This window comes from Acrocarpospora catenulata, from assembly GCF_018476525.1.
GTDB classification, from domain to species: domain Bacteria; phylum Actinomycetota; class Actinomycetes; order Streptosporangiales; family Streptosporangiaceae; genus Acrocarpospora; species Acrocarpospora catenulata.
In genome coordinates this window covers 1-21,457 of the sequence record NZ_JAHCST010000055.1, presented here as the reverse complement: position 1 = coordinate 21,457, position 21,457 = coordinate 1, and the positions used below count along the sequence as shown (strand labels likewise).

Sequence of the window (21,457 nt, the reverse complement as noted above, 5' to 3'; positions counted from 1 at the left end):
AATTTGACGATAAGTTAGCCGCCCGGACTGACCAGACCCGACTCGTACGCCAGCACCACCAGCTGCGCCCGATCCAGCAGCTCCAGCCGCTTGAGCAGCCCGTTCACCTCGTCGGCCACCGCCTGCTCCGGCACCGCCAGGGTGACCGCGATCTGCCGGTTGGTGAAGCCCCTGGCCACCAGCCGGACCAGGTCGATCTCCGGGTCGGAGAGCCCCGCGGGCGCCCCCGGGTCCTGCCGCCCGGCGAAGGCGGCGATCAGGTGGGTGGTCACCGCCGGGTCGATCAGCGCGTCTCCGGCCACCGCCGCCCGGATCGCCGCGATCAGCTGCTCCGGCGGGGAGGTCTTCAGCACGAAACCGCTCACCCCGGCCCGCAGCGCCGCGTACAGGTTGTCGTCGGTGCCGAAGGTGGTCATCATGATCACCTTCGGCGGGTCCTGCCCGGCCAGGATGCGCCGGGCCGCGGCCAGGCCGTCCAGCCGGGGCATCTGGATGTCCATCAGCACCACGTCCGGCCGGGCGGCGCTCACCGCCGTGATGGCCTGCTCGCCGTTCTCCGCCTCGGCCACCAGTTCCAGGCCCGGCTCGCTGTCCAGCACCACCTTCAGCCCGGTCCGCACCAGCGCCTGGTCGTCGACGACCACCACCCGCAGCACGTCGCCCGGGGCCGCGGCCCGGCCCGTGACCGGCGCGGCCGGCGTGCCGTCCAGGTGCGCGGCCTGGGCGAGGATGTCCCCTTCCAGCCGTTGCAGGGTGGGCCCCAGGTCCAGGCCGAGTTCATCGCGGAGCACGTCGCGGGCCCGGCGCAGCGCGCCCAGCGCGTCCGCCTGCCGCCCGGCCCGGTACAGCGCCGTCGCCAGCAGCCGCCAGGCCTCCTCGCGGAGCGGGTAGCCGGAGGCGTGCGCCTCCAGGTCGGGGATCAGGGTGGCCGCGCGGCCCAGCCGGAGCGCGGCGTCGGCCCGCCGCTCCACCGCGATCAGGCGCAGCTCGTCCAGCCGCAGCGACTCGGCCTGCGCCCAGCCCAGCTCGGCGAACTCGGCCAGCGCCGGGCCCCGCCAGAGCGCCAGCGCGGTGTCCAGCCGCCGGGAGACCTGCTCGGGGTCGCCGTCGCCGTCCTGCTTGACCAGGCTCTCGAAGTGCCAGGCGTCCACCCGCTCCAGGTCGGCGCGGAGCGCGTAACCGGGGGGCGCGGAGACCAGGATGCCGGCCTCCTCGCGGGGGGCGCGGTGCGGCTCCAGGGCGCGGCGCAGCCGGGACACGTAACCCTGGATCGTGGACAGCGCCTGCGCCGGGGGATCGCCGGGCCAGAGCTCGTCGATGAGCGTGCTGACCGGGATGGCCCGGCCGCCCGCCACGAGCAGCCGGGCGAGCACGGCCTGCTGCCGCTGCCCCCCGAGGTCGAGCATCCGCTCATTGGAAATCGCCTGGAAAGGACCAAGCGCACGGAATATCACCATCGCAGAGGTAAGCGTAAAGCCTGCGGCCGGAAACTCACTCGCCCTGCTCGGTCAGGGCGCCGGCGGGAGCGGGCCGGTCGGTGGCGACCGGCAGCCGGGCCTCCACCAGCGTGCCGCCGCCGGGGGAGGACACGATCGCGCAGGTGCCGCCGAGTTCGGCCGCGCGCTCCCGCATCGAGGCGGTGCCCACCCCGGCCCGCCGCTGCTCGGGCAGGCCCACCCCGTCGTCGGCCACCCGGACCACCAGCTGCCCGCCCGCCAGCTCCAGGCTGACCCGCACCCGCTCGGCGTTCGCGTGCCGCCGTACGTTGGTCAGCGCCTCCTGGACGATCCGGTACGCGGCCACCTCCACCGCGGCGGGCAGTTCGCCCAGGTCCTCCCCGCGTACCTCGGCGCCGGGCGCCGTCTCGGCGGCCAGCGCCGTCACCGCCCCGGTCAGGCCCAGGTCGTCCAGGGCCGGCGGGCGCAGCCCGTAGACCAGCTGGCGGATGTCCAGGGCCACCGCGTCCATGCCGGTGCGCAGGTCCCGGAGCAGGCCGTCCGCCGTGCCGGGGGCGTGCGCGATGTTGAGCCTGGCCATGTTGAGGGTCATCGCCATCGCGCCCAGCGTCTGGCCGAGGCCGTCGTGCAGGTCGCGGCGGAGCCTGCGGCGCTCCTCCTCCCTGGCCGCCAGGATGCGCTCCCTGGAACGTTGCAGGTCGGCGGCCATCCGGGCGGCGTGCGCCACGTCCGCCACGTACGGCAGCAGCGTGGCGATCACCCGCTCGTCGTGGGCGGCGGCGAACCTGCGGGTGCCGGGCCTGCCGATGAGCAGCCGCCCGACCGACTCGCCGTGCCAGACCAGGGCGATCTCCCGTGGCTGCCCGCCCACCGTGCCGCTTTCCACCCGGCTGCCGTCGCGCACCTCCACGGCGGCGCCGTCCACCGCCAGGCCGTCCCTGACCACGGCCACCACCGCGCTGAGCGCCTCGGTGGGGTCGGCCTGCCGCACCTCCTGGGTCAGGCGCAGGGCCAGCAGGCGCGGGTCGCCCGCCCGGCCGTAGAGCATGCGGTCGGAGGTGCGCTGGAGGAGGCGGCGCATCGGCTGGAAGAAGGCGCCGGAGAAGAGCGCCGCGGCCAGCCCCGCCACCTGGTCGTAGCCGGAGACCAGCAGGCTGGACAGCGCGCCCACGCCGAAGTAGACCGTGCTCACCGTGAGCACCAGGCCGGCGGCCACGAAGGTCCGGCTGACCACGGTGTCGATGCCGAACAGCCGGTACCTGAGCACCCCGACCATGATCGCCACAGGGATCAGGCCGACCCAGATGGTGCCGAAGAGCCAGTAGTCGTCGCCCAGCAGGAGGAAGATCACGTAGATCGCGAAGGCGAGCAGCGGCCAGGCGATCTGCCGCCGGGTCTCCGGGTCGCCCCGGCGCCACCGCACCGCCAGCGAGGTCAGTGCGGCCAGCACGCAGATCTGCATCAGCGTGTAGATCACGACGTACAGCTGATCGTAGATCGGGTCGAGCCCGAGCACTCCCAGCGGGTTGGGGATCAGCACGGGGCGTACCCGGCTGCCGGGGGGCGGCACCACCCGGAGCATGGTGATCAGGCCCATCCCGGTGAACGCGACCACGCTGACCGGTACCAGCAGACGCCAGCGCGGGGACGGCAGCCGCCCGTCCGGTGAGTACAGGGGGACCAGGATGGCCAGGACGCCGCCGCCGGACGCCCAGCAGAAGAACGAGAACAGGCGGAGCACGCCCGCGGTCTCCAGCGCCCCGTCGGCGGCGTGCCGGAAGGTCAACGCGCCCAGTAACACGCTCAGTGCGGCCAGCAGGCCGCCCAGGCACATCAGCCAGGCCACCGTCAGCCTCGGCCGCAGCGCCGCCAGGAACGCGCCGACCAAGGGAAAGGTCAGACCGGCCGAGTGGTCGGGGGTGAGCGGAAAGGTGGGCTGCCAGGCCGGGGGCAGCTGGAGCTGGATGACCAGCGCGGCCGGGATGATGACCAGTCCGGCGGCGGCCACCGCTCCGGCCGCCGGCCGCGCGCGATCCATGCCCATTTTCTCCCCAACAGCCCGCTGTGCGGCAGACTATCGTGTCGGCGCCGGTCTGTTTATGGTGCAGCCGTAATCCGGGCCGGGCGGTCCGCGGGCCGGGTCACTCGCCGGGGGGCGGGGCCGGGACGTGGTCGTTGAACACGGTGTGCGGCTGGTTGCGCGCCTGGTTGAGCGCCCACAGCCCGGCGACGTCCGCGGCCGTGAAGACCAGGACCACGAGGATCGCCAGGAACAGTCTGCGTCTGCGTTCCCGGCGTCGCCACTCCTTCTGAACCCGCTGGTAGGCGTGGGGAGCCGCCTGAACGCCGCTGGCCAGCGTCACGAGCACCTCGCGCAGCTGGTCCTCGGTGCTGGCCGGACCCGTGGTCATCGTCGCTCCTTCATGATCTCCGTCAGCGTGGCCATGCCACGGTTGGTGTGCGCCTTGACCGCGCCACAGGAGATTCCCATGGCCGCGGCGATGTCGCTCTCGCGCAGCCCGAGCCAGTAGCGCAGGACCAGTGCCTCGCGCTGCCGCGCCGACAGCTGCCGCAGCGCCTCGATCAGGGCCTTCTGGTCGTCGCGTAGCAGGGCCACGCTCTCCGCCGAATGTTCCAGGTCGGTGGAGAAGCTCGTGTGTTTGCGCACGACCTGAAGGTGGCGCAGGCGCATCCGGGTGAGGTTGCAGACCACCGAGCGCAGGTAGGGCAGCGCGGCGTCGGCCGTGCGCAGCTTGTTCCAGCGGCGGTGGAGCTCGCAGAACGCCTCGGAGACGATGTCCTCCGCGTCGTCGGCGCCCAGCAGCACGGCCAGCCGCAGCAGACCGGTGAAGTGCAGGCCGAACAGCCGGGTCAGCTCCGCCTCGCGGTCGGCCGCCGGAGCCCCCGGAAGCGTGATCGGCGGCACCGGGGGCGGTGGCTCGGGAACCTGGGTCTCGACCGCGGGAGAAGCCGGATCGGTGAGTGTGCGGGGCCGGCCCGTCGGCCGCAGAATACTCATCGAACCGTTCCCACTTCTGGTGGCATATGGGGGCGTCCGTTCTGTTGCGGCGGATTCGTCCCGCCGGTGCGACCGAAGATCGGTGTGAGCAGCACCACGACGACCAGATTGATGATGAAGGCCACGAACGCGGCGTACGCCTGCACGCCCTGCCCGCCGACTCCCACCGGAACCAGCGAGGAGAAGCCGCCGTAGACCACCATGAGCGTGCCGGCGGTCATCCCGGCGCCCCAGCCGGCCAGCAGCGCCCGAGGGTGCAGCCGGCGGATGAATGCGCCGATGGCGACCGCCGGGAAGGTCTGCAGGATCCAGACTCCCCCGAGCAACTGCAGGTTGATCGCGTCCTGGTCGCGCAGCCCGAACACGAAGACGACCGCGCCGAGCTTCGCGCTCACCGAGACCATCTGCGCGACCCGGGTCTGCCGCTTCGGGGTGGCCGTCGGGTGGAAGCACTCGACGTAGATGTTGCGGACGAACAGGGTGGCCACCGCGATGGACATGACTGCCGCCGGCACCAGCGCGCCGACCGTGAGAGCGCCGAAGACCAGTCCGGTCAGGGCGGCCGGCATCAGCTCCTTCACCAGCAGCGGCACGGCCGCCTCCGCGCTGCCGGGCGGCGCCTGGATCCCCGCCGCCAGCGCGGCGACCCCCAGGGTCGTGAAGATCGCGAGCACCGCCGTCCAGGCGGGCAGCGCGATCGACGCCCGGCGCAGCGTGTCCGCGCCGGAGGCGGCGAACGTCGCGGTCAGCACGTGCGGGTAGAGCAGCAGGGCCAGCGCGGAGCCCACCGCGAGCGTCGCGTACACCGGGAACAGGCGGGGATCCAGGGTCAGCGAGGCCTGCCGCTCCGCGCCCGCGCCGAGGGCGCGCTCGGCGGCGTCGAACATCGGCCCGGTGCCGCCGAGCCGGTCGAGCACGACGAACGTCACCGCGAGCGCGGCGCAGAAGATGGCGACCCCTTTCATCAGCGAGATGACCGCCGGGGCGCGCAGGCCGTGCCGGTAGGTCGCCACCGCCAGCACCGCGAACACCGCGATGAGCGCGAGGTCGCCCAGCACCCCCCGCGGATACAGTCCGCCCGCCGACAGCACCGCCCGGATGCCGACCAGCTGCAACGCGATGTACGGCATCGTGGCCAGCACCCCGGTCACCGCCACGACCAGCGCCAGCGCCGGGGAGCCGAACCGGCCGCGGACCAGGTCGGCGGCCGTGAGGTACCCGTGCTCCCGTGACTCCGCCCACAGCCGGGGCAGCAGCACGAACGCGAGCGGGCACACGATCACCGTGTACGGCACGGCGAAGAAACCGATCGCGCCCGTGCCGTACACCAGGCCGGGCACGGCGGCGAAGGTGTAGGCGGTGTAGATCGTGCCACCGAGCAGGAACCAGGTCGTCACCGTGCCGAACCGGCGGTCCGCCAGCGCCCAGCTGTGCAGGGTGGGCAACTCGGGCCGGGGCCAGAACCGGCGCGCGGCGATCGACAGCAGCGAGGTCCCCCCGAGGACGGCAAGGAAGGCCGCCACGCTCATCGGCTCGATCATCGCCACCGTCCAAGGCCCCAGGAACTACCTTTCATGTTGCGAAGGCGTCCCGATCGGTTTACGTGAAACATCCCCGAAATACGCGTAAACCGGATCGGCCGTGTCGGCAACCCTCCAGCAGACCGCAGAAGAATTCCGGAGGACGTCATGGCGAAGCGGACATGGACGGCGCGGCGCGTGGGCGCCGGGATCTGCCTGGCCGTGCCCGTGCTCGCGCTCCTGTGGGTGCCCTGGTACCCGCATGACGTGCCGCAGTTCGCCGGAATGCGGTTCTTCTTCTGGTACCAGATCGCCTGGATACCGGGATGTGTGGCGTTCATGGCCGCCGCGTACGCGCTGCGCCGGGAACGACCACGCGACCGGTCCCAGCGCGACGAGCGCCAAGGATAGGTCCCCGCGCCTAACCGGCGACCAGTACGGCTCGATGCCCTGCCACGCACGGCGAGCCGGTTTTCTCCGAACAACCCCCCGGATGTTCTGTCCTGCCCTGAATCCAGGAGGATCCGTCATGTCCATAATCGGCTCAACCGAGTCGAAGATCTCTCTCAGGTCCGTAGCCATCTGGACGACGGTCGCCGTCGTCGGCGCCGTCGCCTGGGGTGTCCTCGCGCTCTCCCGCGGTGAGGAGATCTCGGCCATCTGGCTGGTGGTCGCCGCGCTCGGCTCGTACGCGATCGCCTACCGCTTCTACTCGCGCTTCATCGCACGGAAGGTGCTGCGGGTCGACGACCGGCGGGCCACCCCCGCGGAACGGCTCGACAACGGCGTCGACTTCCAGCCGACCGATCGGCGCGTCCTGTTCGGTCACCACTTCGCCGCCGTCGCCGGGGCAGGACCGCTGGTCGGGCCGGTGCTCGCCGCGCAGATGGGCTACCTGCCGGGAACCATCTGGATCATCGTCGGCGTCATCTTCGCCGGCGCGGTCCAGGACATGGTCACGCTGTTCTTCTCGATGCGCCGGGACGGCAAGAGCCTCGGCCAGATGGTCCGGGAAGAGATCGGTCCGGTCGGCGGCGCGGCGGCGCTGATCGCCGTGTTCGCCATCATGATCATCCTGCTGGCGGTGCTCGCGCTCGTCGTGGTCAACGCGCTCGCGGCCTCCCCGTGGGGCACCTTCTCCATCGCGATGACCATCCCGATCGCCCTCTTCATGGGGGTCTACCTGCGGGTGCTCCGGCCCGGCCGGGTGACGGAGACCTCGGTGATCGGGATCGCCCTGCTGCTGCTCGCCATCGCGGGCGGCGGGTACGTCGAGGGGTCGGCCTGGGCGGAGGTGTTCACCCTCAGCCCGCAGACCCTGGTCATCTGCCTGGTGGTCTACGGGTTCTTCGCCTCCGTGCTGCCGGTCTGGATGTTGCTGGCCCCGCGTGACTACCTGTCGACGTTCATGAAGGTGGGCACGATCGTGCTGCTCGCGGTCGGCGTGGTCGTGGCGGCGCCGCAGCTGCAGAACGAGGCGATCACCAAGTTCGCCCTCGACGGCACCGGGCCGGTCTTCTCCGGGTCGCTGTTCCCGTTCGTGTTCATCACCATCACCTGCGGCGCGCTGTCCGGCTTCCACTCGCTCATCGCGTCGGGCACCACCCCGAAGCTGATCCAGAAGGAGTCGCAGGTCCGCCTGATCGGCTACGGCGCGATGCTGATGGAGTCGTTCGTCGCCATCATGGCGCTGGTCGCCGCCAACGTGCTCGACCCCGGTCTCTACTTCGCGATGAACTCCCCGGCCGGGCTGCTCGGCACCACCGCGGAGAGCGCGGCCACCGCCGTCGCCAACCTCGGCTTCACCATCAGCCCCGCCGACCTGCAGGCCGCGGCCGCGGCCGTGCAGGAGAACACCATCATCGCGCGTACGGGTGGGGCCCCCACCCTGGCCGTCGGGATCTCCGAGATCCTTGCCGGGATCTTCGGCGGCGGCGCGCTCAAGGCGTTCTGGTACCACTTCGCGATCATGTTCGAGGCGCTGTTCATCCTGACCACCGTCGACGCGGGCACCCGGGTCGGGCGGTTCATGCTGCAGGACACCATCGGCAACGTCTGGAAGCCGATGGCCCGGGTCAGCTGGAAGCCCGGCCTCTGGGGCACCAGCGCGGCGGTCGTGCTCGCCTGGGGTTACTTCCTCTACGTCGGCGTCAGCGACCCGCTCGGCGGCATCAACCAGCTCTACCCGCTGTTCGGCATCTCCAACCAGCTGCTGGCCGCCATCGCGCTGACGCTGGCCACCACCCTGCTGATCAAGTCGGGGAAGCTCAGGTGGGCCTGGGTCACCGGCCTGCCGCTGGCCTGGATCGTCGCGCTCACGATGACCGCGAGCTGGCAGAAGATGTTCAGCGACAATCCCAAGATCGGTTTCCTCGCCCAGCGGGAACGCTACGCCGACGCGCTGGCCGACGGGAAGGTGCTCGCCCCGGCGAAGAACCTGGACCAGATGCACGTGGTCGTCGTCAACTCCACCGTCGACGCCGTGCTCTGCTCGATGTTCGCGCTGCTCGTGATCGTCATCATCGCCAATGCCGCGGTGGTCTGCTACCGGGCCATCCGGGCCGCGGAGCCGCTGCCTCTGGCGGAGGGGCCGTACGCGGTGTCCACCATCGTGGCTCCCTCCGGGCTGTTCGCCACCCCGGCCGAGCGGCGCGAACTGGCCCTGACCGGCCCGTCCGGCGCCTCCGGCGGCTTGGCGGAGGAGGCGGGCAAGCCATGACCGTGCGATCCCTGCTGAGCCTGGCCCGCTGGTACCTCCGCGAACTCAACGGCGAGGGCGAGTACGAGCGGTACTCCGCCTGGCAGCGCACCCACCCGCACCTGCCGGCGCTCTCCCGCCAGGAGTACGAGCGGCTGCGGATGGACCGGCAGGACTCCACGCCCGGCGCCCGCTGCTGCTGACAGCGCGCTCGCATCCTTCGGGGGATCGGGGACCGACAAGCGGCCCCCGGGACGCCTCCCGCTCCCCGCTGCCTGACGCGGGGCCAGACGCGGGGGAGGCGACCCGGGGGCGTCACCCATACCCAATGATTTCTTCGAGGAGCCGACGTGGCAGGCCCACCGTATCCGTCCCTTCCCCTGCACTCCGGGGCCGAGCCGATCCGGCCGACCCGGATCCAGCCGCCGCAGACCCGGCCGCCACAGACTCAACCGCCGCAGACCCAGCCGATCCGGCCGGTCCCGCTCTCGCGTAACGCCCTGCCGGGCGAGCCAGAAGCCGGGTCGGGACCCCGCCCCGGCCAGGGGGCCAGGCTGCTCGCCACGATCCTGCTCGGGACGCCGTTCCTCCTGCTGCTGTGGGTCGGCGGCTACGCGCGAACCGGCCCGTCGCTGTTCGGAATCCCGTTCTTCTACTGGTACCAGCTGCTGTGGGTGTTCATCTCCGCCTGCGTGACCGGGTGCGCCTACCGCCTGCTGACCCCCCGGCGGCGCACGCCCAGGGACCTGTGGTGAACGACGAGGGCGTCGACGTCACGGCGCTGACCATCCTCGTGATCTTCTTCCTGATCGTCACCGTCGTCGGGTTCGCCGCGATCCAGGGCAGGCGGGGACGGCACATCTCGGGTCCGCCGCGCACGCTGGACGACTGGGGGCTGGCCGACCGCGGGTTCGGCGCGCTGTCGTCCTGGTTCCTGCTCGGCGGCACGATCTACACCGCCTACACGTTCATCGCGATCCCCGCGGCGATGTTCTCGACCGGCGCGGTGAGCGGATTCTTCGCCGTGCCGTACACCATCCTGGTCTATCCACTGATCTTCGTCGTGATGCCCAGGCTCTGGTCGGTGTCCCACCGGCGGGGCCACCTCACCCCGGCCGACTTCGTCCGCGACCGGTACCAGAGCAGGACGCTCGCGCTGGCCGTGGCCCTGACCGGCCTGCTGGCCACGCTGCCCTACATCGCCCTGCAGCTGGTCGGCATCCAGGCGGTGTTCGAGGTCCTCGGTCTCGGCAGCGGCAACGCGATACTCAACGACCTGCCGCTCGCCGTCGCGTTCACCGTGCTGGCCGCGTTCACCTACGTCAACGGGCTGCGCGCGCCCGCGCTGATCTCGGTGCTGAAGGGCGGGCTGCTGTTGCTGGTGGTGTCCGTCGCGTTCGTCTACCTGCCGTACCGGCTCGGCGGCTTCGACGCGATCTTCTCGGCCGCGCGGGAGAAGCTGGCCGCGCCGGTTCCCGGCACGGGGCGGCCGACCGGCGTCTTCGTGCCTGACGAGTCCGGCTTCTGGGCGTACGCGACGCTCGCGCTCGGCTCGGCGATGGCGCTGGTGGTCTATCCGCACACGGTCACCGCGGTGCTGGCCGCCAAGAACCGGGACATCGTGCGTCGCAACGCGCGCACGCTGCCGGTCTTCACGGCCGTGCTCGCGCTGTTCGCGCTGCTCGGGTTCTTCGCGGTGGCGGCCAAGATCGAACCGGTCGGCCACGACGGCACGCCCAATCCGCAGCTGGTGATCCCGCAGCTGTTCGCCGACCTGTTCCCCAGCTGGTTCTCCGGTGTCGCGCTGGCCGCCATCGCGATCAGCGCGCTGGTACCGGCCGCGATCATGTCGATCGCCGCGGCCAACCTGGTCAGCAGGAACATCTACCGGGAGTTCCTCCGGCCGTACGCGACGGCCCGCCAGGAGCTGCGGGTGTCCAAGGCCACCTCGCTGCTGGTCAAGGTCGGGGCGCTCGCCTTCGTGCTCTTCCTGGACAAGAAGTTCGCGCTCGGGTTCCAGCTGCTCGGCGGGATCTGGATCTTGCAGACCTTCCCCGCGATCGTGTTCGGGCTCTACACCCGCTGGTTCCAGCCGGTCGCCCTGCTGGCCGGCTGGCTCACGGGCATGGTGTACGGGACCGTCGTCGCGTACAACATCGTCAACCCGGTGACGGGGAAGCACTTCAGCGGATCCGTCGCGGAGATCCCGTTGCTGGGCGAGGGCGGATACATCGCGCTGACCGCCTGCGCCCTGAACATCGCGGTCAGCGTGGGCGTCACCCTGCTGTCGCGCGCCATCGGACACCCGCCCGGCCGCGACCGCACCTCACCCGCCGACTACCACGCGGACACCGGGGACCCGCACGTCGACCCCATCCGCGAACTCACCCGCTGACCGGCGGTGGCGGGCTCGGCGAGCCCGCCACCGTGGGCCGGGGCCTACAGGACCGGCAGGTAGCGGCCCAGCTCGTACTCGGTGACCTGGCGGCGGTACTCGCGCCACTCGGCGCGCTTGTTGCGCAGGAAGTAGTCGAAGACGTGCTCGCCCAGGGTCTCGGCGGCCAGCTCGCTGTGCTCCATCACCGCGATGGCCTCGTCCAGCGACTGGGGGAGCGGCTGGATGCCGAGGGCGCGGCGCTCGCCGCTGGTCAGCGCCCAGACGTCGTCCTCGGCGCCGGGGGGCATCTCGTACCCCTGCTCGATGCCGCGCAGGCCGGCGGCCAGGATCAGCGCGAAGGCCAGGTACGGGTTGCAGGCCGAGTCCACCGAGCGGAACTCGATGCGGGTGGAGCCGCCCTTGTGCGGCTTGTACATCGGCACCCGGACCAGCGCCGACCGGTTGTTGTGGCCCCAGCAGATGTAGGACGGCGCCTCGCCGCCCGCGCCCGCGATGGCCTCGGCGCCGCCCCACAGGCGCTTGTAGGAGTTGACCCACTGGTTGCAGACGGCGGTGATCTCGGCCGCGTGCTTGAGCAGGCCGCCGATGAAGGAGCGCCCGATCTTGGACAGCTGGTAGTCGGAGCCGGGCTCGTAGAAGGCGTTGCGGTCGCCCTCGAACAGCGACATGTGGGTGTGCATGCCGGAGCCGGGGTACTCGGTGAACGGCTTGGGCATGAACGAGGCCCAGACGCCCTGCTCCAGCGCCACCTCCTTCATGACCAGGCGGAAGGTCATGATGTTGTCGGCGGTGCTGAGCGCGTCCGCGTAGCGCAGGTCGATCTCCTGCTGGCCGGGGGCGCCCTCGTGGTGGCTGAACTCCACCGAGATGCCCATCGACTCCAGCATCATGATCGCGTTGCGCCGGAAGTCGTGGCCCGCGCTGTGCGGGGTGTGGTCGAAGTAGCCGCCCTCGTCGATCGGCTCGGGGCGCACGCCCTTCTCCGGCTTCTCGCGGAGCAGGAAGAACTCGATCTCGGGGTGGGTGTAGAAGGTGAAGCCCATGTCGGCGGCCTTGGCCAGGGTGCGCTTGAGCACCCAGCGCGGGTCGGCGTGCGAGGGCGAGCCGTCCGGCATCAGGATGTCGCAGAACATGCGGGCCGCGCCCGGGGTCTCGCTCCGCCAGGGCAGCACCTGGAAGGTGGAGGGGTCCGGCTTGGCGAGCATGTCCGACTCGTAGACGCGGGAGAAGCCCTCGATCGCGGAGCCGTCGAAGCCGATGCCCTCGGCGAAGGCGCCTTCCAGTTCGGCCGGGGCGATGGCCACCGACTTGAGGAAGCCGAGCACGTCCGTAAACCAGAGCCGGATGAACCGGATGTCGCGCTCTTCGAGCGTGCGGAGGACGAATTCCTGCTGGCGGTCCAAGGCGCTACCTCACGGAATGGACATCTCTGGGCACATACCAGTGTGCCCTTTCTGTGTTTCACATGCGTTACGCGCTGACCGTGAGGACGCTCCGTCGTGCCTCGCGCACAATCGGTGAACATTGTCCTAACGTGTTATCACATGAGCGCTGAGCTGCGGATACCGTCGGCTGCGGCCATTCTTGTCCCGCTTGCCGACCGGTTGCCACCGTTGGCGGCTTCGGTGTGGACGTGTGATGGCTCCGCGCTCCGTGCCTGGGCGGCCCCGTACGGCCTGCCCACCGAGGCCGGCTGCCACCGGCTGGCCTGCCGCCTGATGCCCGAAGGACGGCTGTTCGCCCGCTGGCTCACCTGGGCCTTCGCCTTCGACGACTGGTGCGACGAGGGCACCGGCAGCCGGGACTGGCGGGTGCTCGACGCCCTGGTCGGGCGGCTCAGGCAGGCCATGCGCACCGGGTACGGCACCGACGAGCCGCTGGTGGCCGCCTTCGCCGACCTGTGGCGGGCGACCCGGCCGGGGATGAGCCCGGCCTGGGCCCGGCGCTTCGCCAACCGCCTGGAACTCCAGGCCGACGCCTGCCGGGTGCAGGCGCTCAACCGGGCCGCGGGGCGCATCCCGACCCCGGGGGAGTACCCCGCCCTGCGCCGGCACGCCTTCTGCGGCTTCATGATGGACCTGCTGGAGCCCTGCCTGCGGGTGGAGGTGCCCGCGCGGCTGCACGCCACCCCGCCCTGGCGCACCCTGGTGGACGCCGCCTCCGATGTGATCGCCTGGTGCAACGACATCGCCTCGCTCCCGCGCGAGCAGGGCGACCCGCACAACTACGTGCGGATCGCGGCGGTGCGGATCGGGGTGCCCGACCCGGCCGAGTGGGTGGCCGACCGTATCGCCGAGCGGGCCGAGGACCTGCGCGACGCGGCGCTGGCGCTGCCCCGGGCCTGCGTGGAACTCGGCGTCGGCGGGGAGGTGGCGCTGGTGGCGCAGTGCCTGCTGTCCGGGCCGCGGGCCCATCTGGAATGGCTGCTGGAGTCGGACCGATATAGATCTACGTAACGTAGTCACTCGGTTTCGCTATGTACATGACATGAGGCACGCGAAACGGCCGAGGCACCGCAGGCTCCTCGTCGCCTCGGTGACCGTGCTGGTGGTCGCGCTGGCCGTCCAGGTGGGTCGCACGGTGGCCTGTGCCGACGAGATCGGCCGGGCCTTCTTCTATGAGCCCGCCTCGCCGCTCGGCAACTGCTCGCTGCCCGACCCCGGCCCGCTCTTCGCCTCCGTCTCCACCGACGAGTACGCCGGCTCGGCCGCCTGCGGCGGTTACCTGGACATCACCGGGCCGCGCGGCTCGGTCCGGGTCCAGGTGGTGGACCGCTGCCCGGGCTGCCGCCGGGGCGAGCTGGACCTGAGCCGGGCCGCCTTCGCCCGGATCGGCGACCTGCGGGCGGGGGTGGTCCCGGTCGCCTACGGCCGGGTGCGCAACCCCTGGGTGCCCGCGCCGCTGGCGTTCCGGGTCAAGGCGGGGTCCTCGGCGGACTGGCTGGCCGTGCAGGTGGTCGACCACGGCAACCCGCTCAGGGCCGTACGGATCAGGGACGGCGCCCAGTGGCGGGACCTGCGGCGCGGCGCCGACAACTACTGGGTCCTCGGCGAAGGCCCCGCCCCGGACCCGTTCACCGTCCGGGTCACCGACGTGTACGGCAACCAGGTCACCGCCACCGACCTCGCGCTCGCCCCCGGCCGCCTCCAGCGCACCACCCACCGCCTGTACGACGAGGTCTCCGTCACCCCGCTCACCCACCGCGCCCTGCCCAGCCCCCGCAGCACCCCGGCCATCTGCTGAACCAGACACCCCGTGGACGCGTCATACGGAGTGACCAAAAGCGTGACAATTCCTCTTTGATCCGGCGTCGACCCGGTGGCGATACGTTCACGCCGGAAAGACGACCGCATCGGGGGATGGGGCACTATGACGGCGACCGCAGGCACGATCCGCCGGTCGCGCTGGCTCGGCGTGCCGGCGTCCCTGGCCAGGGCCGCGGCCGTGGGGATCGCCGTGGTGTCGGTGGCGCTGGAGCTGACCAACATCTGGATCACCGCCCAGCTGCCCCGGCCCGCCTACACGCCGCTGCCGTTCGCGCCGGAGGACATGGCCGGCACCGCGTTCCCGCTGTTCGGGGCGCTGCTGGTGCTGCGGCTGCCGCGGCTGGTGATCGGCTGGCTGCTCTGCCTGGGCGGCCTGGGGGCGGCGACCAACATCGTGGTCTCCAACCTGGCCCGGCTGATCGTCCTGGAGGGCGGCCATCCGGCGGTCTTCCTGCTCTGGCTGCTGGCCTCCGCCGCCTGGGGGCTGACCACCTACGCGCTGGGCATCCTGCTGCCGATGCTCTACCCGACCGGGCGCATCCTGTCCAAGCGCTGGTGCGTGCCGGGCGGCTTCGCGGCGGTGGCGCTGGCCGCCGACTGGGTGCGGGTGCTGATCAAACCGTCCACCGAGACCACCGGGCACAACCCGCTCGCGGTGGCGTGGTTCGCGCCGTACCACCACGCCACCAGGAGCGTGCTGGCCGCGGCCATCACGCTCTCCCTGGTGCTGGCCTTCTCCTCGCTGGTGGTGCGCTTCCGGCAGGCCGACCCGGCGGAGCGGCGGCAGATCCTCTGGCCGCTGCTGGCCATCTCGGCGCTGGTGGTGCCGTGGGCGATCGGCGACCCGATCTGGTGGACGGCCTCGCTGACCATCCCGCTCATTCCGGCCGCGATCACCGTCGCGGTGCTCCGCTACCGGCTCTTCGGCATCGACACCGTAGTCTCCAGGACCCTGGTGGCCGCCGGTCTGGTCGGCGTGATCGCCGGGGCGTACGTGCTGGCCGGGGCCGCCTCCAGCTTCTTCCTGGCCGGGGTGGACCAGCTGTTCGGCCTGGCCGCCGCGCTGGTGGCGGGGGCGTTCTTCCAGCCCACCAGGAACTGGCTGCAACGCCTGGCCGACCGCGCCCTGTACGGCAGGCACGGCGACCCGATCGCCCTCGCCGACGGCCTCAAGCACCGGCTCCAGCAGGCCGACCCCGGGCACGGCCTGCTCGCCGCGCTGGAGACCCTCCGGGACGGCCTGGCCGTGACCGGGACCGCCGTCGAGATCGACGGGGCCACCACCGCCGCCGGGGAACTGGCCGCGATCTCCCGGACGGTGCCGCTGGTCTGGCACGGCCGGCCGGTCGGCACCCTGCTCATCGGGCCGCCCGGCCGCCGCAGCTTCCCGGCCGCGCACGACGAGCGGGTGATCGCGGTGCTCGCCCCGTACGTGGCGGACGCGGTGCACACCATGCGCCTGACCACCGCCCTGCGCAGCTCCAGGGAGCGCATCCTCACCGCCCGCGAGGAGGAGCGCCGCCGCCTCCGCCGTGACCTGCACGACGGCCTGGGCCAGACGCTGACCCTGATGGCGATGACCATCAACATGGCCAGGGTCAGCCTGCAGAGCTCCCCCGACCTGGCCGACAACCTGCTCAAGGAGCTGCGCACCGGCATGGACGCGGTCTCCGGCGACATCCGCGAGCTGGTGTACGGCCTGCGTCCCCCCGCCCTGGACGACCTGGGCCTGGCCGGGGCCGTGCGCGCGCTGGAACCCGACGGCCCGGTCGTGGAGGTGGACGGCGACCTGGACGGCCTGCCCGCCGCCGTCGAGGTGGCCGCCTACCGCATCGTCCAGGAGGCCCTGCACAACATCCGCAAGCACGCCCAGGCCACCTGGGCGAAGGTGCTGCTCCGGCGCACCCCGGACGCCCTGCTGATCGAGGTCTGCGACGACGGCGTCGGCCTGCCGCCCGGCGTTAAGTCCGGCGTCGGCCTCGGCTCCATGCGCGAACGCGCCTCAGAGCTGGGCGGCACCTGCGCCATCGCCTCCGACACCGCCGGCACCACGGTCACGGCGCGGCTTCCGCTCTGACCCGCCGACGCGGCAGCCGCGTCGTGGTGTGTCCCAGGGCGGCCGCCACGGATCAGGTCAGCACGGAGCCGTCCGGCCAGGCCCGCCAGAGCAGGAAGCCGAGTGCCACCACCGCGGCGGTGGAGAGCACGATCGTGGTGGCGTAGATCAGCCGCCTGGCGACCGTGTAACTGATCGGCGGGCGGCCCTGCCCGCGCGATCGGGGGGTCCAGGTGGCCGGGGGGCGTGGTTCCTTCAACGGGGCGGTGGCGGCCTCGGGCAGGCGCAGGCCCACCAGCCAGCCGAGCAGGCCCGCGATCTCCCCTGGCTTGGGCGGCAGCCCGGAGAGCAGGTAGCGCACCCGTGACCCGGAGGACTCCAGGCCCCGGATCAGGTTGCCCATGCCCATCGCCGACAGCCAGGAACTGGGATCCCCGTCGGCGTCCCGGCCCGAGGCGGTCTGCCGGAGCAGGTCGGCCTTGGTCACCACCACCGCGATCCGCCGCTGCCGCCCCCCGTCGGGACGGCCGGAGAGCTCGTTCCTGACCCGGTGCACCGTGTCCGCCGGATCCTCCCTGGACAGCGCCAGCCCACCCGCCGCCAGCAGGTCCCGCTCACCGGACAGCAGGCTGTCCTGTACGGCGGGCAACGCGAACGGATCGACCAGGATCAGCAACGCCTCCCCGTGCGCCAGGTAGCTCATCGCCTCCACCTGACCGGCCCCCGTGTAGTGCTCCCCCGAGGGGTCGAACAGGTAGAGGATGCGGCTCCCGTCCCTGGGCCGCGCGCCGGGCACGGTCACGTCCAGCATGACCGCCTTCGGCAGCTGGGTGCCGGTCTTGAGCATGCGCCCCTCGGCCAGCTGGCGCCTGAGCCGGTGGAAGGTCTGCTCGTCGCCCTGGTCCACGAACTGGGCCTGCCCCCCGGCCCCGGTCACCGAGTCGTGCAGCGCGTCCACCGCCAGCGCCATGAAGGTGGTCTTCCCGGCGTCAGGACCGCCCACGAAGGGCACCGGCTCCACCCTGACCTTGCCGATCCGGGCCGGGAGCAGCCGGTCACACCGGGGGCAGTGCGCCTGGAGCCGGTGGCGGCCGAGCACGATCGTGGTGGGCAGCCTGGCTCCGCACCGGCAGGTGTGGCGGATGGCGCCGTACAGGTTGGGGGTGAGGGCGCGGTGACGCCGGTCGCAGGCCGGGCAGGCGTACACCGGGAGGGTGATCCGGGCGTAGCAGCCCGGGTAGGGGCAGGCCTGCAGGATCCGCCGGACCAGCATGATCGACTGCTCCACCCCGCGCAGCACGGCGACGCAGGTCAGCCAGGCGAGCATGCCGGTCAGCACGGTCAGCGCGTACACCAAGGTGATCAGCAGCAGCAGCGCGGCCAGCGGGAGCGCGGCCAGCGTCACCCCCGCGCAGACGGCCAGCCAGAGCGGGAACAGGAAGAAGCCCTGCACGTCGCCGACCAGCCTGCGGGTGCTGGCCGACATCGCCGCGTACGCGGTGGACACGATCCTGGGCAGGGCGGCCCGCCCGACCGCCCGCCAGTCCCGCCAGACCTGCCGCACCAGGTAGTGCCGGTACGCCGGATCGTGGCCGTCCTCCGGCGGCGGGACAGGGGACCCGCCAGAGGCCAGGTCCGGCAGCAGCACCCGCCCGGCCTCCCGGAAGTACAGGCCCACCGCGCCGAGCGTGGTGGCCGCGAGGGTGAGCGTGAACGCCACCGGGAAGACCAGCACGAAGCCGACCCACATCGCGACGATCCAGGCCACCAGCGCGAAGACCCACATCAGCCGCCGCCCCGGCCGAAGATGCGCCGCCGCGAGCGGCCGGCCAGCTCGCGGAGCCCGGCGGCCAGCTCGGCGTCCCGCTTGAAGTGCGCCTCCACCGAGCCGAACATCGACCAGTTCTTCACCTGGGAGCGGGCCCACTCGTCCAGCCGGGGCAGCACCACCCCGGCCATCCGGAGCCGGATCGCGATCTCCAGCAGCGCGATCTGCTGGTCCCGGTTGCGCCGCGCGGCCAGCCAGGCGGTGACCAGCCACCGGCGGGCCTCCTCCGAGACCGACTTGACCACCGTGGTGCGGAACCGCGGATCCTTCCCGGCCAGCGCCTTGGCGGCGGCGTCCCTGGTCATCGGCATCAGGTCGGGGTGGCCCTCGCGGGTCAGCTCGGTGAGCGCGTCCACCGCCCTGGCCGCCTCCACCGGGGTCGGCGCCTCCGGCAGCCGGGCCACGATCAGCGTCGCCTCGGCGTCGTCGGCCGGATAGCCGGACAGCCCGTCCCTGACCTTCTCCGCCAGGTCCACCACCTCGGCCCCGGTCAGCCCGCCGGTCATGAACGCCCTCGCCGGCAGGTCGCTGAGCTGCGGCGAGGTGTCCATCTCCGGGCCCAGTGCCTCGATCAGCCTGGTGCACTCCGCCGCCGTGGGCTGGGCCCGCCAGAGCGCGTGGAGCGTCTCCTCGCGCTCCCGGCTGAACTCCTCGGGGGTCACCGCGAGCAGCTCGATGGTGGCCTCGGTCCGGTTGCGCCGCCCGGCGCCGACCTCCAGCCGCAGCACCAGCGCGCCGGTCCTGGGCGCGGCCTGCCAGTCGCGGTCGGCCAGGAGCGCGCTCACGTCGGGGGTGAGCAGCCGCCCGCGCAGTTCCGGCGGGGCCTGCTCAAGACCGGTGACCACCCCCGTAAGGAAGCTCTCCCGCCACTCCACCGGTGTGCGCCTGATCGCCTCGGCCAGGTCTCCGGCGCCCGGCCGGACCACGTCCGCCGCCGCCTGCTCCACTTCGCCGGAGTCCAGCCGCAGCCCGTACTCGGCGGCCACGCGCAGCACCGCCACCACCCCGAGGGGCGCCTGCGCCGTCGCCAGCGCGTCGCCCGCGGCCGTGGTCAGCGCGGCCAGGTACGGCGCCCGCATCCGGCGCTCCGGCACCGGCAGCGCGGGATCGCGCATCGCCATCGCGGCGCACCTGGCCGCGCACGGGTCGGCCGCCACCGGGGGGCCGTGCTCGGCGATCGCGGCGGCCAGGGTGTGCCCGAGCAGCCCCGCCCGCTGGCCGAGCAGCCGCCAGGCCCACTCCGGCAGGCCCGCCGCCACCAGCGGCACCAGACCGGCCTGCTCCTCCTCGCCCACCGTGGTGTCCCCCCGGCAGAGCGCGATCAGCGCCGCCGCCGTCTCCGGGTCGGCGCCGTCCAGCTCGCCCAGCGCGTCCAGGCCGTCCAGGTCCACCCGCCGCCAGAACCCCACCGCCGTCCCGGCGAACCGCCCGGTACGCACGGGCGGCGGCGGTTCGTTCAGCCGGACCACGGTGGCGTCGATGTCGGCCGGCAGCCAGACGTCCGGCGTGGTGCCCACGATGCTCTGCCGGGCCGAGGCGGGGTCGGCGCTGTAGGTGGCGAAGGACAGCCGGGCCGCGGTCGCCCAGGGCAGCGAGAACGAGATGACCGCGATCCAGCGCACCACGTCGGTGACGTCCTCGGCCACCAGCACCAGCCTGCCGTGCCCCCGGGCCAGCGCCCGCCGCACGCTCTCCAGCAGCCAGCCCAGCCGCGTGTACGCCTCCGGGCCGCCGGCCGCCAGCCAGCCGCCGAGGGACTCAGGGTCCACCGGGTCCACCGCGTTTCCCGGGACGAGCTCGGTCAGCTCGGGCAGGGCCGTACCGGGGGGCTCCGGCCGGTCGGCCCAGCAGGGGGCGTCCCAGAACTCGATCGGGCGCAGGCCGACCAGGTCCTGCTCGGCCAGCACCAGCGCGTGGCCCAGGAAGTTGCCGTACCGGCCGGAGTAGTCCTGCCCGAGGTAGACGCAGCGGGCCAGCAGGCCGGGCTCGTAGGACAGGCAGACCGGCATGGCCCGGATCTGCTCGGCGTCCGGGGCCAGCGGCGCGTCCGGCGGCGGCCGGTAGGTCAGGTGCGGGGAGGCCAGGTCCCGCAGGGCGGCGGGCAGGCCGGGGGTCTCGGCGACGAACTGGAAGCCCGCGCGCCCGGTGGGCCCGGACTCCGCCGAGGTGTAGTGGAGCTGCCAGGCCATGTGACTACCCCCGGACCCCGTCGAGCATCTTGAACCGGTAGAGCAACCAGAGCAGCGGGTCCTCCACCCGGTAGGGGCGGATGCCGCCCGCGCCGACCGCGTCCACGCCGGGCGGCGCGCCCAGCGCGGACAGGCCGAAGAGCGCGTGGTCGGCGAAGTTCTGCCGCAGGTAGCGGCTGACCATCCCGGCCTGCCACCCCTCCAGCAGGGCCAGCACCTGCTCGTGCACGGCCTCCCGGTCGTCCAGGTCGAGCGCGCCGCGCGGGGTGCGCGCCCGGTGCAGCGCGGACTGGCCGGGCAGCCGGAGCGCGTCGATCTTGCTCAGCGCCACCGCGACCGGCACTTTCAGCGGGCCCGTGCCCGTGCGCAGCAGCTCGGTCACCCTGGTTATCACGTTGAGTGGGTCGCTGTCGGGGTCGTCGGCCAGGTGGCCGCCGTCCGCGCCGTTCAGCGCCGCGCGGGCGCCCGGCAGCTCCAGCGGGTCCACCAGGAAGATGATCGCGTCGGCGGCGCGCAGGTAGCGCAGGTGGAGCTCGGTGACGTCGCGGCTGCGCAGGTCCTCCCCGGCGGTGTCGAACAGGACCAGGGTGAGCGACTCGGTCCGGGTGCGCAGGCGGCCCCGTACGGTCCGGGTGAGCAGGTACACCAGCGGGTCGCGGTTGACGTCGTGCACGGCGGACTGGGTGACCCCCAGGAGGCGGCGCTCACCGTACAGGGGGCGGGCGAACTCCCGCCGGTAGCGCTCGATGGTGCGGTCGTCGCAGGGGGCCAGCGAGGCGTCCAGCTCGGCGCCCACCCGGTTCATCAGCTCGTGCAGCAGGACCGCGATGTAGGTGCTCTTGCCGGAGCCCTTCGCGCCCACCAGCGCCACGATCTTGCCGGGGTTGGCGCAGTACTCGGCGGCCAGCCTGCTGTGGCACTCCGGGCAGGCCCGGCGGCTGGTCTCCTGCCCGCACTCCGGGCAGGCCGCCCGGCGCCCCGGTCGCTTCACCGAGAAGACCGGCGGCAGTTCGGGCGGCAGGCCGC

At 72.5% G+C, this 21,457-nt stretch carries 17 protein-coding genes; 8 read left to right on the top strand and 9 right to left on the bottom strand.

All coding sequences use genetic code 11. From position 1 onward, the window contains the following. Positions 1 to 14: 14 nt before the first annotated feature. From KIP79_RS36115 to KIP79_RS36095, 5 genes are all read right to left on the bottom strand, one after another. Positions 15 to 1,406, bottom strand: a complete 1,392-nt coding sequence (locus KIP79_RS36115) for a BTAD domain-containing putative transcriptional regulator (RefSeq protein WP_250214406.1) — start codon at positions 1,404 to 1,406, stop codon at positions 15 to 17. 85 nt (positions 1,407 to 1,491) lie between these two features. Next, complete coding sequence (locus KIP79_RS36110) at positions 1,492 to 3,495, bottom strand: sensor histidine kinase (protein ID WP_214109483.1); 2,004 nt, start codon at positions 3,493 to 3,495, stop codon at positions 1,492 to 1,494. 103 nt (positions 3,496 to 3,598) lie between these two features. Further along, positions 3,599 to 3,868 (bottom strand): hypothetical protein, encoded by a 270-nt coding sequence (locus tag KIP79_RS36105; protein WP_214109482.1) that lies wholly within the window; start codon positions 3,866 to 3,868, stop codon positions 3,599 to 3,601. After that, entirely contained in the window at positions 3,865 to 4,476 is a 612-nt protein-coding gene (locus tag KIP79_RS36100) for a sigma-70 family RNA polymerase sigma factor (RefSeq protein ID WP_214109481.1), read from the bottom strand. The genes KIP79_RS36105 and KIP79_RS36100 overlap by 4 nt, the downstream gene beginning before the upstream one ends. Then, positions 4,473 to 6,017, bottom strand: coding sequence for a sodium:solute symporter family protein (locus tag KIP79_RS36095; RefSeq protein WP_250214405.1), 1,545 nt, complete (start codon positions 6,015 to 6,017; stop codon positions 4,473 to 4,475). Before KIP79_RS36095 ends, KIP79_RS36100 begins: the two co-directional genes overlap by 4 nt. Before the next feature lie 147 nt (positions 6,018 to 6,164). Here KIP79_RS36095 and KIP79_RS36090 point away from each other — a divergent pair, with 147 nt between their 5' ends. The 5 genes from KIP79_RS36090 (at position 6,165) to mctP (ending at position 11,089) form a co-directional block, all read left to right on the top strand. After that, on the top strand, positions 6,165 to 6,407 hold the full coding sequence (locus KIP79_RS36090) for a DUF3311 domain-containing protein (protein ID WP_214109479.1): 243 nt from the start codon (positions 6,165 to 6,167) through the stop codon (positions 6,405 to 6,407). A gap of 118 nt (positions 6,408 to 6,525) precedes the next feature. Continuing rightward, positions 6,526 to 8,715, top strand: a complete 2,190-nt coding sequence (locus tag KIP79_RS36085; RefSeq protein WP_214109478.1) for a carbon starvation CstA family protein — start codon at positions 6,526 to 6,528, stop codon at positions 8,713 to 8,715. Further along, positions 8,712 to 8,897 carry a YbdD/YjiX family protein gene (locus KIP79_RS36080; protein WP_214109477.1) on the top strand — a complete coding sequence of 62 codons (186 nt, stop codon included), beginning with the start codon at positions 8,712 to 8,714 and terminating at the stop codon, positions 8,895 to 8,897. Before KIP79_RS36085 ends, KIP79_RS36080 begins: the two co-directional genes overlap by 4 nt. A gap of 147 nt (positions 8,898 to 9,044) precedes the next feature. Continuing rightward, entirely contained in the window at positions 9,045 to 9,449 is a 405-nt protein-coding gene (locus KIP79_RS49810) for a DUF3311 domain-containing protein (RefSeq protein ID WP_214109476.1), read from the top strand. Further along, on the top strand, positions 9,446 to 11,089 hold the full coding sequence (mctP, locus tag KIP79_RS36070; RefSeq protein ID WP_214109475.1) for a monocarboxylate uptake permease MctP: 1,644 nt from the start codon (positions 9,446 to 9,448) through the stop codon (positions 11,087 to 11,089). The genes KIP79_RS49810 and mctP overlap by 4 nt, the downstream gene beginning before the upstream one ends. 44 nt (positions 11,090 to 11,133) lie before the next feature. Here mctP and glnA2 read toward each other — a convergent pair whose 3' ends face one another. Beyond that, the gene (gene glnA2, locus KIP79_RS36065) at positions 11,134 to 12,495 is read right to left on the bottom strand and encodes a gamma-glutamylpolyamine synthetase GlnA2 (protein WP_214109474.1); all 1,362 of its coding nucleotides are present in this window, start codon (positions 12,493 to 12,495) and stop codon (positions 11,134 to 11,136) included. Positions 12,496 to 12,636: 141 nt separating this feature from the next. On the opposite strand from glnA2, the gene KIP79_RS36060 reads away from it, so the two are divergent. The 3 genes from KIP79_RS36060 (at position 12,637) to KIP79_RS36050 (ending at position 16,435) form a co-directional block, all read left to right on the top strand. Continuing rightward, complete coding sequence (locus KIP79_RS36060) at positions 12,637 to 13,548, top strand: terpene synthase family protein (RefSeq protein ID WP_214109473.1); 912 nt, start codon at positions 12,637 to 12,639, stop codon at positions 13,546 to 13,548. A 31-nt stretch (positions 13,549 to 13,579) separates the two neighbouring features. After that, positions 13,580 to 14,335: an expansin EXLX1 family cellulose-binding protein gene (locus tag KIP79_RS36055; protein WP_214109472.1), complete on the top strand. Its 756-nt coding sequence runs from the start codon at positions 13,580 to 13,582 to the stop codon at positions 14,333 to 14,335. A 126-nt stretch (positions 14,336 to 14,461) separates the two neighbouring features. Continuing rightward, a complete protein-coding gene (locus KIP79_RS36050; protein ID WP_214109471.1) occupies positions 14,462 to 16,435 on the top strand; it encodes a sensor histidine kinase in 1,974 nt (657 codons plus the stop codon). 52 nt (positions 16,436 to 16,487) lie between these two features. Here the strand turns inward: KIP79_RS36050 and KIP79_RS36045 are convergent, their stop codons facing one another. From KIP79_RS36045 to KIP79_RS36035, 3 genes are all read right to left on the bottom strand, one after another. After that, a complete protein-coding gene (locus tag KIP79_RS36045) occupies positions 16,488 to 18,200 on the bottom strand; it encodes a TRAFAC clade GTPase domain-containing protein (protein WP_214109470.1) in 1,713 nt (570 codons plus the stop codon). Further along, positions 18,200 to 20,431, bottom strand: coding sequence for a GAP1-N2 domain-containing protein (locus KIP79_RS36040; protein ID WP_214109469.1), 2,232 nt, complete (start codon positions 20,429 to 20,431; stop codon positions 18,200 to 18,202). The genes KIP79_RS36045 and KIP79_RS36040 overlap by 1 nt, the downstream gene beginning before the upstream one ends. A gap of 4 nt (positions 20,432 to 20,435) precedes the next feature. Further along, positions 20,436 to 21,457, bottom strand: a 1,022-nt coding sequence (locus KIP79_RS36035) for a TRAFAC clade GTPase domain-containing protein (protein ID WP_214109468.1), incomplete at its 5' end; no start/stop codon positions are given.

Bases quoted from the DNA above. Each gene is read 5' to 3' on its own strand.
- KIP79_RS36115 (WP_250214406.1), bottom strand. From the start codon at position 1,406: ATGCTCGACCTCGGGGGGCAGCGGCAGCAGGCCGTGCTCGCCCGGCTG.
- KIP79_RS36110 (WP_214109483.1), bottom strand. From the start codon at position 3,495: ATGGATCGCGCGCGGCCGGCGGCCGGAGCGGTGGCCGCCGCCGGACTG.
- KIP79_RS36105 (WP_214109482.1), bottom strand. From the start codon at position 3,868: ATGACCACGGGTCCGGCCAGCACCGAGGACCAGCTGCGCGAGGTGCTC.
- KIP79_RS36100 (WP_214109481.1), bottom strand. From the start codon at position 4,476: ATGAGTATTCTGCGGCCGACGGGCCGGCCCCGCACACTCACCGATCCG.
- KIP79_RS36095 (WP_250214405.1), bottom strand. From the start codon at position 6,017: ATGATCGAGCCGATGAGCGTGGCGGCCTTCCTTGCCGTCCTCGGGGGG.
- KIP79_RS36090 (WP_214109479.1), top strand. From the start codon at position 6,165: ATGGCGAAGCGGACATGGACGGCGCGGCGCGTGGGCGCCGGGATCTGC.
- KIP79_RS36085 (WP_214109478.1), top strand. From the start codon at position 6,526: ATGTCCATAATCGGCTCAACCGAGTCGAAGATCTCTCTCAGGTCCGTA.
- KIP79_RS36080 (WP_214109477.1), top strand. From the start codon at position 8,712: ATGACCGTGCGATCCCTGCTGAGCCTGGCCCGCTGGTACCTCCGCGAA.
- KIP79_RS36060 (WP_214109473.1), top strand. From the start codon at position 12,637: ATGAGCGCTGAGCTGCGGATACCGTCGGCTGCGGCCATTCTTGTCCCG.
- KIP79_RS36055 (WP_214109472.1), top strand. From the start codon at position 13,580: ATGAGGCACGCGAAACGGCCGAGGCACCGCAGGCTCCTCGTCGCCTCG.
- KIP79_RS36050 (WP_214109471.1), top strand. From the start codon at position 14,462: ATGACGGCGACCGCAGGCACGATCCGCCGGTCGCGCTGGCTCGGCGTG.
- KIP79_RS36045 (WP_214109470.1), bottom strand. From the start codon at position 18,200: ATGTGGGTCTTCGCGCTGGTGGCCTGGATCGTCGCGATGTGGGTCGGC.
- KIP79_RS36040 (WP_214109469.1), bottom strand. From the start codon at position 20,431: ATGGCCTGGCAGCTCCACTACACCTCGGCGGAGTCCGGGCCCACCGGG.